Origin of the sequence: Thermoanaerobacterium sp. CMT5567-10 (assembly GCF_030534315.2) — a bacterium.
In the GTDB taxonomy this organism is placed as follows: Bacteria; Bacillota; Thermoanaerobacteria; order Thermoanaerobacterales; family Thermoanaerobacteraceae; genus Thermoanaerobacterium.
Window position 1 is genome coordinate 1,570,555 of sequence record NZ_CP130558.2, and the last position, 9,446, is coordinate 1,580,000.

Below are 9,446 nucleotides of genomic sequence, written 5' to 3' on the forward strand. Positions count from 1 at the left end.
ATAAAGTGATATTGACATCTTTAATTATACTTCTCATATCAATTGTGGCTGGAGTCTTTGGATCCCTTCTTGGATTAGGCGGCGGCATAATAGTAATACCAATGCTTACGCTGCTTTTAGGAGTAAATATAAAATACGCAATAGGCGCTAGCATCGTTTCTGTAATAGCGACTTCCAGCGGTGCTGCCGTAACATATGTCAAAGACAAAATAACAAATATGAGAATAGGCATGTTTCTAGAAATTGCAACGACTACAGGTGCTCTCACAGGAGCATATATTGCCGGCTTAATAAGCTCAAAATATTTATACATCATTTTCGGCCTTCTTCTTTTATATTCTGCATTTACAATGTTAAAAAAGCGAAATGAAGAGCTCCCTGAAGGAGTAGTCTCCCAGCCCATCGCAAAAAAGTTAAAGCTTGAAGGTTCTTACTACGACAAAGTTCTTAAAAAGGAAATAAAGTACAACGTCACTGGTGTAAACAAAGGGTTTGGCATGATGTACATAGCAGGTGTAATATCTGGATTATTAGGCATAGGAAGCGGCATCTTTAAAGTAATGGCAATGGATCTATTTATGAGACTTCCCATGAAGGTATCAACTGCCACCAGCAATTTTATGATTGGCGTTACTGCCGCTGCCAGTGCTGGAGTATACCTTGTAAGAGGCAACATAGATCCAAAAATTGCAGGTCCTGTTGCACTAGGTGTGTTAATAGGTGCAACATTTGGCACGAAAATCATGACAAATATGAAAAGCACAACTATAAGAAAGATATTTATACCTGTTTTAGCCTATGTTTCCATTGAAATGCTTTTAAAAGGATTGGGGGTATAGCTGTGGAGGACAAAAAAAATCAAAATGAAAAAATAGAAAATATGGAGATTATAATAAGCAAAACTTTAAGAACAGGAGTTTTATTAAGTGCGCTAATCATTCTCATAGGTTTAATTCTATTTTTTGCAACAAAAAGTAGTGGCTATCCAGCAAATACATATCCTACATCTGTAGGGGCAATAATTAAAGGGTTAATATCCTTAAAACCATATGCAATAATTATGACAGGGCTTTTAGTTCTTATACTGACTCCCGTATTTCGAGTCGGTGTGTCCATCATCACATTTTTTCAAGAAAAAGACTACATGTATGTATATATAACATCAGCAGTCTTCATCATCTTAATATTCAGCTTTCTGTTGGGTAAAGTTGAATAAAAAAGAGAGGTTGACTCTCTTTTTTATCCGATGAAATCATCGCCTAATATTTCATTGTAAATCTCAGAAATTTCATCTTTTTTATTTTCTTTACTGTCTTCTATCACAATCACATCTTCAGGATCGTATTCTTTTGTTATCTCTATACCTTCTGCATTTTTCATCTTGACTTTAAGCTTTTTTCTTACAACATCGACTTCCGTTATCCTCATTTCTTTGTCATCGACTTTTATAAGGCTTCCTACAGAAGGCAGTTCAGATCTCACTTCCTCATAAGTATCCTGTTCATATTTTAAACAGCACATTAACCTGCCACACAAACCTGATATTTTCGTAGGATTCAATGACAAGTTTTGGTCTTTTGCCATTTTAATCGAAACAGGCTCAAAATCGCCTAAAAAAGTTACACAGCATAAAGGTCTACCGCACGGTCCAAGGCCACCCACAATCTTAGATTCATCTCTTACACCTATTTGCCTAAGCTCAATTCTCGTCTTAAATACCGCAGCAAGATCTTTTACAAGGTCTCTAAAATCTATTCTGCCATCAGCAGTAAAATAAAATATTATTTTGTTGTTGTCAAATGTGTATTCAACATCGATCAATTTCATATCCAGATTGTGCTCATTTATCATGTCCATGCAGACACCAAAAGCCTCTGCTTCGCAAGCCTTGTTCTCTTTATAGTGTTTTAAATCCTCATCTGTTGCAATTCTCAGTACCATTTTCAGCGGAGCTATTATTTCGTCATCATCAACCTGTCGTTTTCCAACGACAACTTCTCCAAATTCTATTCCTCTGGCTGTCTCAACAATAACATTATCCCCCACATTTACAGGCAAATCACCTGGATCAAAATAATATATTTTACCGGCTTTTTTAAACCGAATTCCTACAACTGTATACAAAATTAAAACCTCCTAAATATTTAAGAGAAATTTTTCAATAGCTAATTGATAATTTACATTTGACTTAAGATTAAAAGCAAGCTGTTCTATCTCATTAATTATATTATTTAGCTTAAATCCTGTCAAATTGGTTGACAACATTCTTAATTTATCAGACATATCTTTGTTTATAATGCATTCTTCGCTGCCCAATAATTTTAATATCATCAAATCCCTCAAATAGGAAAACATTATATCGATTATATCACCTATCATTTCTCTGTTCTCATCAAAAAATTTAAAACTTTCAAGTCTCAATGCCTTGTCTTGGTTAATCACATTGTATAAAATATCTCCCAATTCCGACCTTACTTTAGAATAACCTTCATCAATCAACAGATTTGCCTTTCCGTAATTGCCATTGGCAATTGAAGCTATTTTTTTAGCTTTACTTATGTCAATTTTTTTTTCATTTATAAGATAATCTTCTATCACATCGTCTGTCTCTCTAGTAAACCTTATTATTTCACACCTTGACACAATTGTAGGTAAAAGGCCTTCCATCTTGGACGATGTTAAAATGAAAAGTCCATATTCAGGAGGTTCCTCTAGTGTTTTAAGTATACTGTTTTGAGCTTGCTCTGTCATTTTTTCAGCTTCTTTTATTATAAAAATCTTCTTATAAGAGTTGTATGGTTTCACATAAGCATTGTTTATTACGACATTTCTTAATGTCTCAACTTTTATTGAAATTCCATCAGGCTCTATAAAGAAAATATCAGGATGATTACCTGATATCATTTGAATACATGAAGGACAACTTAAACAAGGTTTAGAACCATTTTTACAGTTTATCATCATAGCAAAATATTTTGCCATAAATTCTTTTCCAAAACCACTTTCTCCAATAAAGAGATAGGCGTTTCCTATCTTTTGAGAACTTACAATTTTGTTAAATAACGCCAGAATATTTTTATGCCCATATATTTCAAACATCAAAATTCACCTACGAATATATATCTACCAACAATCCTCTAATTTCCTCAATAGCACTTAAAAGATCAATGTTCTTTTTGTTTCCCTCTATAAACTCTTTCGTCATCATTTCAAGCTTCTCATTCACTTTGTCTACAATAGTATAAATCTTCTTTCGTCCATTTAAACTGATGGATTCTCTCTTATTTCTTTGGAACATGCCATTTATGGAGCTTTGCAAAAATTCTTTAACTTTTTTCTTGTAAATTAACAAATTATCCAAGTTTAAATTTTCTTTTAATTTTTCGGCAGCATCATCAATCTCATTTAACATTTTATTTATAATACTGTCATTTACTTTACTTATTTCACTGTCAAAAACATCTTCAAACTTTAAAGCAGAAGTTCTGCTACTTATGTCATCTTTGGTATATCCCGCCGTTATTTTGTTGGAATTTATCTCTTGTATTTTCATACAAAACACCTATATCCTAAAAAATTTTTCAACATCGATGACAAAAACCGTAGCTCCTCCAATTGAAACCTCAACAGGCTGTGGAATAAAAATATCTGTTGCACCACCCATTGGAGTCGGAGAAGTAATAATTCTATCTCTCGTCTTACATTTTTTCTCTATTACTTCAATGGCATCATCGAGTTTTTCGTCTTCAACACCTATCATCAGTGTTGTATTGCCAGACCTTAAAAAACCACCTGTAGAAGCAACCCTCGTAAAGCTAAAACCTTTCTCTGTCAGTCCATCCATTAGCCGCCTTACGTCCTCGTCCTGTACTATAGCAAAAATCAGTTTCATTTTTTCCCCTCCTTATATGATTTTACTTATTTCTTTAACGATGCTTTTCTGTATATAATCAATGTCATGTGTGGCATCTATAACTAAATATCTATCCGGCCTTGATTTTATCAATTGTTTATACCCTTCATAAACCTTCTCATGAAATTCCAAATCTTCCATCTCAAGGCGGTCTTTGTCTTTCCTTCTATCAATTCGCTTTATAGTGTCTTTGGGCTTTATATCCAAGTATATAGTCAAATCTGGTACAAGACCAGCTATAGCGATATTATTTATCTCCTCAACGGCTTTTACACCAATGCCCCTTGCATATCCTTGATATACTATAGAACTGTCAACAAACCTATCTAATATAACAATCTTTCCATTATTTAAAGATGGTATTATCACTTCATTTACTAATTCTGCCCTTGATGCTGCATATAAAAGAGCTTCTGCAGTAGGAACTATCTTATTTTTTTTATCAAGGAGTATATTTCTGATTTTCTCACCTACATTAGTGCCGCCAGGTTCTCTCAATACTACAATATCCCGTCCAATGCTTAAAAGATATTTTTTCAGTAGATTGATTTGTGTCGTCTTTCCGCTACCGTCGATACCTTCAAATGCAATAAGTTTTCCTTTGTACATTATTTAAACACCCGTATATTTAAATTATCAATACCTACAATCTTTATACCTATATTATATAGTAATTTTATATATTGTACCATATCTTTTTTTATGATTTCACCCGGACATATAAGAGGCACACCTGGCGGATATGGAATAACATGGTCCAAAGAAACTGAATCTACTGCATCATCTATTTTTAGAAGTGTATAAGGTTTTTTAACTGCTTCTGAAGGTTTCATTTTCATCTCTGGTACATCAGGATAATAGTCAATAAGTCTAATTTCTTGATTCTTTTTGTATTTTAAAAGTCCTTCAACCGATTTTACTAATTCGTCAAACTCCTTTTCACCATCTGCAACAGTCATTATTGCCAGTATATTGTATAAATCAGACATCTCCATTTGAATATTGAAATTTTCCCGCAATATCCTTTCTGCTTCACTTCCTAATATCCCGAGGCCTTTTATACTTATGGTAAGTTTTGTTGTATCATAATCATTAATTCCATACTTGCCTACAACGTCATCTCCTATACACTTTACGCCTTCAATTGCATTTAATTTATTTCGAGCATCTATTGATAAATTTACGCATTTATCTAGTCTATCTTTGCCTTCTCTTTCCATAAAATCTCTAGCCAAGTCAATTGATGTCATTAAAATATATGATGGTGATGTAGATTGATAAAGACTTAAATAAAATTTTAATCTATCAACGTCAACTCTATCTGTATTCACATGCAATATTGAACTTTGCGTAAAGGCGGGTAAAGTCTTGTGAATGCTTTCAACAACAATATCAGCACCAGCTTTAGATGCTGGTAATGGCAACCTGTCTGAAAATGCAAAGTGTGCACCATGTGCTTCATCGACAATTAAAATCTTATTGTACTTATGTACTATGTCTACTATTTTTTTAATATCAACACAAAATCCATAATAATTTGGATATGTAATCAAAACCGCTTTTATGTCTTTATTATCTTTAAAAAGACCTTCAAGTTCATCAACAGATACTCCCATTGCTATCCCATCTTCATAATCAATCAATGGGGTTAAATATATCGGCGTAGCGCCTGTAAGTATTAAACCATTGTATACAGATTTGTGTGAATTTCTTTGAATAAGCACTGCATCACCATCGTTTAATACGGCAGACATTGCAGCATATATTCCACATGTGGTGCCGTTCACGAGAAAAAAAGACATCTTTGCGCCAAATGCTTTAGCTGCAAGTTTTTCAGCCTCCAAAATTGGTCCTTGAGGGTCATGCAGATTATCTGTGCCGGGAACTTCCGTCAAATCTATTTTGGCAAAATTCTCTATATATTTCCGGGAAATAATTCTACCTTCTTTATGACCTGGCATATGATATGGTATAGTACCATCTTCTACATACTTTAATAGCGCTTCATATAATGGTGCTGTCAATTTCATCACCTTTTTTCAAGTATCATAAATATATAATACCATACAAACCTAACTATTACTATAAAAAAATATGAGGACATGCCACTATCAGTCCTCATATTCAACATCCTTTGTATAGTTTCGCCAGATATCTATCATTTTTTTTCTGTAATATTCATATTCAACATCATCGGGCGACATGTCAACGATAATCTTCTGACAGTCATTGCATAAAAATTTTCCTAATACCTCAATACCATCCGTCTTTTCATGATTGCATATAAAGCACTTTTTAGTTTTTAACATGCTTTCCATATGCTACACCATCTTTCATAATATTCTATTATAATTATTTCCATTACAACCAGTATCTATACGCTCTCTTATTAACATTATATTATTTTGAGAATAAAAAAAGGCAGGTCTCAATGCATTTTGCACCAAGCCCTGCATGTATTTTTTAATAAATCATTTTGTCATATCTCATGATAAACCTCTATACCTAAAACAGGATATAATGTGATCATTTACTATTCCTGTAGCCTGCATATGAGAATATATTATCGTTGAGCCTACAAATTTAAAACCTCTTTTTTTAAGATCATTACTTATCTTATCAGATAATGGAGTCTTAGAAGGTATTTCTTCGATGCTTTTCCAATGATTAATGATAGGTTTCCCTTCTGTGAAACTCCAAATATAACTATCAAAACTCCCGTATTCTTTTTGAATCTTTAAAAAAGCTTTGGCATTTATAATTGATGATTCGATTTTTTTTCTGTTTCTAATGATTCCTTTATCATTTAAAAGCTCTAATATCTTTTTCTCATCGAACAAAGAAACTTTTTGTGGATCAAAATCAGCGTACGCTTTTCTATAATTATCTCTCTTTTTAAGTATCGTAAGCCAATTTAATCCCGCCTGGGCAGATTCCAGCACCAAAAACTCAAAGTGAATTTTATCGTCATGGACAGGCACGCCCCATTCCGTATCATGGTACTTTATGTATAGTTCATCTTTGAGGCACCACGGACATCTTTCCATTGTATCCTCCTTACAGTACAAGTGCAGCTGCACCAATAAGTCCAACATCTCCGCCAAGCTTTGCTTTGACAACATCGCAAATTTCTATGTTTGGCTTCAATGCTCTATCTTTAACTGTCTTCATCATCTTTTCATATAAAACATCCCATTGACTTGAAAGGCCACCACCTATTATTATCCTCTTTGGATTATAAAAAGCCATTATATTTACAATACCTACTCCTAAATAAAATGCTTCATTTTCTATAAGCTCCAAAGCTAATTCATCACCTGATTTTGCTGCATCAAAAATATTCTCAGCCTTTAATTTATCCATTGGTATGTTTTTAAGAATGGTATTTCTTCCTGATTCTATATATTTTTTAGCAAATTTAACTAGCGATGTACCAGAAGCATAAGACTCTAAGCATCCGGGATTGCCACAGTTGCACCATCTAGGGCCATCAAAGTTTATCGAATGGTGTCCAATCTCTGCTGCATTAGAGTTTGCTCCATTATACAATTTTCCCCCTATTATGGCACCACCGCCAATACCTGTGCTTACAGTTACATAAACCATATCATCTATACCTTGCCCTGCTCCAAATAAATGCTCAGCAAGTGCAGCAGCATTCGCATCATTATTAAGCTTGATTTCTGTATTAAATTCTTGTTTTAAGATGTCGACTAAATGAATATCAATCCATCCAGGTAAATTAGGCGGACATTCCACAACACCGCTATCCGCATTTAACGGTCCAGGCGCGCCTATGCCAATACCTGCAATCTGGTCTATCTCCAGTCTTGTATTTTTTAATGAATCTATTATGCTCTTCTTTATGTTGTTTATTACATGTTGGGGACCTCTATCAGCCTCCGTTGGAACCTTTACATTGTACAATATGTTACCATCACTATCCATTATACCGGTATTAATCTTTGTACCGCCAAGATCAACACCACAGGCCAGTTTTTTCATCAATATCGCCTCCAAAGCAAAATTCTCAAATTTTTATTTAGCTGCTTATGCTCTTCTATTTATATGTTCTTATAGCAGGTTTGATTTGTCAATAGTAAATAAATATAATTCCGCATAAATTAAAAAACTCCTGGATAAGGAGTTTTACTTAGGGGGCTAATATATGAAATTTTTACCGGCAGCGACCTACTCTTCCGAGTAATCAGTACCATCGGCGCTGGAGGGCTTCACTTCCGTGTTCGGTATGGGAACGGGTTTTTAACCTCCGCTATTGCCACCGGAAATCTTTTGTTCATTTATTCTTTTGCATATTTTGGAAAAAATCTTTTCTGTTAATTCTTTTCTATATAAGTATTTCCCTGAAAAATATTATCACAAGTGAACTATTAATTGCGTTTTCGTTATATACTCGGCGAACGCAGTGCAGTGAGGCGTTAAAAGCCGTCACAACGCATAGACGGCTTTAGCCGAACTAACGTAGTGAGCCGTTAGTATATAGAAAACACAATTTGCGAACGGTGATAATATTTTTCATATATATGCTTTAATGAACTTTGAATACTGCACAATGCTTAAGGTCAAGTCCTCGACTTATTAGTACCGGTCAGCTTAAAGTATTTCTACTCTTACACCTCCGGCCTATCTACCTCGTCTTCTCCAAGGTGTCTTACTCCTTTCGGATGGGAAATCTTTTCTTGAGGTGGGTTTCACGCTTAGATGCTTTCAGCGTTTATCCCTTCCAAACTTGGCTACCCAGCTGTGCGTACGGCTACGCAACTGGTACACCATCGGTTTGTCCACCCCGGTCCTCTCGTACTAAGGGCAGTTCCTCTCAAATTTCCTACGCCCGCGACGGATAGGGACCGAACTGTCTCACGACGTTCTGAACCCAGCTCGCGTACCGCTTTAATGGGCGAACAGCCCAACCCTTGGGACCTACTTCAGCCCCAGGATGCGATGAGCCGACATCGAGGTGCCAAACCTCCCCGTCGATGTGGACTCTTGGGGGAGATCAGCCTGTTATCCCCAGGGTAGCTTTTATCCGTTGAGCGACGGCAATCCCATTCTCTACCGCCGGATCACTAAGCCCGACTTTCGTCCCTGCTCGAATTGTCTTTCTCGCAGTTAGGCTACCTTCTGCCTTTGCACTCTTACGCGCGATTTCCTTCCGCGCTGAGGTAACCTTTGGACGCCTCCGTTACTTTTTGGGAGGCGACCGCCCCAGTCAAACTGCCCGCCTGTCAGTGTCCATATGCCGGCTTACGGCTCCTATGTTAGAATTTCGGTAATATCAGGGTGGTATCCCAACATCGGCTCCATATAGGCTGGCGCCCATATTTCTCTGCCTCCCACCTATCCTGTACAGATATTACTAAAATTCAGTGACAAGCTGCAGTAAAGCTCCATGGGGTCTTTCTGTCCTGTCGCGGGTAACTCGCATCTTCACGAGTACTACAATTTCACCGGGTCCCTCATCTAGACAGCGCCCAAGTCGTTACGCCTTTCGTGCAGGTCGGAACTTACCCGA

General features: G+C 35.9%; 11 protein-coding genes and 2 rRNA genes (1 of these 13 running past the window's edge). 2 read left to right on the plus strand and 11 right to left on the minus strand.

Annotated features, from left to right (window positions below):
- The first annotated feature begins 5 nt into the window (after window positions 1-5).
- Both Q2T46_RS08125 and Q2T46_RS08130 read left to right on the plus strand, forming a co-directional pair.
- Entirely contained in the window at window positions 6-839 is an 834-nt protein-coding gene (locus Q2T46_RS08125) for a sulfite exporter TauE/SafE family protein (protein WP_303263417.1), read from the plus strand.
- A gap of 41 nt (window positions 840-880) precedes the next feature.
- Window positions 881-1,216 (plus strand): DUF1634 domain-containing protein, encoded by a 336-nt coding sequence (locus Q2T46_RS08130; RefSeq protein ID WP_399388578.1) that lies wholly within the window; start codon window positions 881-883, stop codon window positions 1,214-1,216.
- Window positions 1,217-1,239: 23 nt separating this feature from the next.
- Here Q2T46_RS08130 and Q2T46_RS08135 read toward each other — a convergent pair whose 3' ends face one another.
- The 11 genes from Q2T46_RS08135 to Q2T46_RS08185 form a co-directional block, all read right to left on the minus strand.
- Window positions 1,240-2,124, minus strand: a complete 885-nt coding sequence (locus tag Q2T46_RS08135; RefSeq protein ID WP_303263415.1) for a stage 0 sporulation family protein — start codon at window positions 2,122-2,124, stop codon at window positions 1,240-1,242.
- Between the two features lie 12 nt (window positions 2,125-2,136).
- The gene (gene holB / locus Q2T46_RS08140) at window positions 2,137-3,099 is read right to left on the minus strand and encodes a DNA polymerase III subunit delta' (RefSeq protein ID WP_303263414.1); all 963 of its coding nucleotides are present in this window, start codon (window positions 3,097-3,099) and stop codon (window positions 2,137-2,139) included.
- Window positions 3,100-3,109: 10 nt separating this feature from the next.
- The gene (locus Q2T46_RS08145) at window positions 3,110-3,553 is read right to left on the minus strand and encodes a YaaR family protein (protein WP_303263413.1); all 444 of its coding nucleotides are present in this window, start codon (window positions 3,551-3,553) and stop codon (window positions 3,110-3,112) included.
- Window positions 3,554-3,562: 9 nt separating this feature from the next.
- Window positions 3,563-3,892: a cyclic-di-AMP receptor gene (locus Q2T46_RS08150; RefSeq protein WP_209453954.1), complete on the minus strand. Its 330-nt coding sequence runs from the start codon at window positions 3,890-3,892 to the stop codon at window positions 3,563-3,565.
- 12 nt (window positions 3,893-3,904) lie between these two features.
- A complete protein-coding gene (gene tmk, locus Q2T46_RS08155; RefSeq protein ID WP_303263411.1) occupies window positions 3,905-4,522 on the minus strand; it encodes a dTMP kinase in 618 nt (205 codons plus the stop codon).
- Entirely contained in the window at window positions 4,522-5,943 is a 1,422-nt protein-coding gene (locus Q2T46_RS08160) for an aminotransferase class I/II-fold pyridoxal phosphate-dependent enzyme (RefSeq protein ID WP_303263410.1), read from the minus strand. Before Q2T46_RS08160 ends, tmk begins: the two co-directional genes overlap by 1 nt.
- Before the next feature lie 81 nt (window positions 5,944-6,024).
- Complete coding sequence (locus tag Q2T46_RS08165; RefSeq protein ID WP_303263409.1) at window positions 6,025-6,231, minus strand: sigma factor G inhibitor Gin; 207 nt, start codon at window positions 6,229-6,231, stop codon at window positions 6,025-6,027.
- 168 nt (window positions 6,232-6,399) lie between these two features.
- Window positions 6,400-6,960, minus strand: coding sequence for a DNA-3-methyladenine glycosylase I (locus Q2T46_RS08170; RefSeq protein ID WP_303263408.1), 561 nt, complete (start codon window positions 6,958-6,960; stop codon window positions 6,400-6,402).
- Between the two features lie 10 nt (window positions 6,961-6,970).
- A complete protein-coding gene (locus Q2T46_RS08175) occupies window positions 6,971-7,918 on the minus strand; it encodes an ROK family protein (protein ID WP_303263407.1) in 948 nt (315 codons plus the stop codon).
- 173 nt (window positions 7,919-8,091) lie between these two features.
- Window positions 8,092-8,200: ribosomal RNA gene (rrf, locus tag Q2T46_RS08180) — 5S ribosomal RNA — on the minus strand.
- A gap of 292 nt (window positions 8,201-8,492) precedes the next feature.
- Window positions 8,493-9,446 (minus strand): 23S ribosomal RNA (locus tag Q2T46_RS08185) (it continues 1,921 nt past the right edge of the window).

Bases quoted from the DNA above. Each gene is read 5' to 3' on its own strand.
- Q2T46_RS08130 (WP_399388578.1), top strand. From the start codon at position 881: ATGGAGATTATAATAAGCAAAACTTTAAGAACAGGAGTTTTATTAAGT.
- holB (WP_303263414.1), bottom strand. From the start codon at position 3,099: ATGTTTGAAATATATGGGCATAAAAATATTCTGGCGTTATTTAACAAA.
- Q2T46_RS08145 (WP_303263413.1), bottom strand. From the start codon at position 3,553: ATGAAAATACAAGAGATAAATTCCAACAAAATAACGGCGGGATATACC.
- Q2T46_RS08150 (WP_209453954.1), bottom strand. From the start codon at position 3,892: ATGAAACTGATTTTTGCTATAGTACAGGACGAGGACGTAAGGCGGCTA.
- tmk (WP_303263411.1), bottom strand. From the start codon at position 4,522: ATGTACAAAGGAAAACTTATTGCATTTGAAGGTATCGACGGTAGCGGA.
- Q2T46_RS08160 (WP_303263410.1), bottom strand. From the start codon at position 5,943: ATGAAATTGACAGCACCATTATATGAAGCGCTATTAAAGTATGTAGAA.
- Q2T46_RS08165 (WP_303263409.1), bottom strand. From the start codon at position 6,231: ATGGAAAGCATGTTAAAAACTAAAAAGTGCTTTATATGCAATCATGAA.
- Q2T46_RS08170 (WP_303263408.1), bottom strand. From the start codon at position 6,960: ATGGAAAGATGTCCGTGGTGCCTCAAAGATGAACTATACATAAAGTAC.
- Q2T46_RS08175 (WP_303263407.1), bottom strand. From the start codon at position 7,918: ATGAAAAAACTGGCCTGTGGTGTTGATCTTGGCGGTACAAAGATTAAT.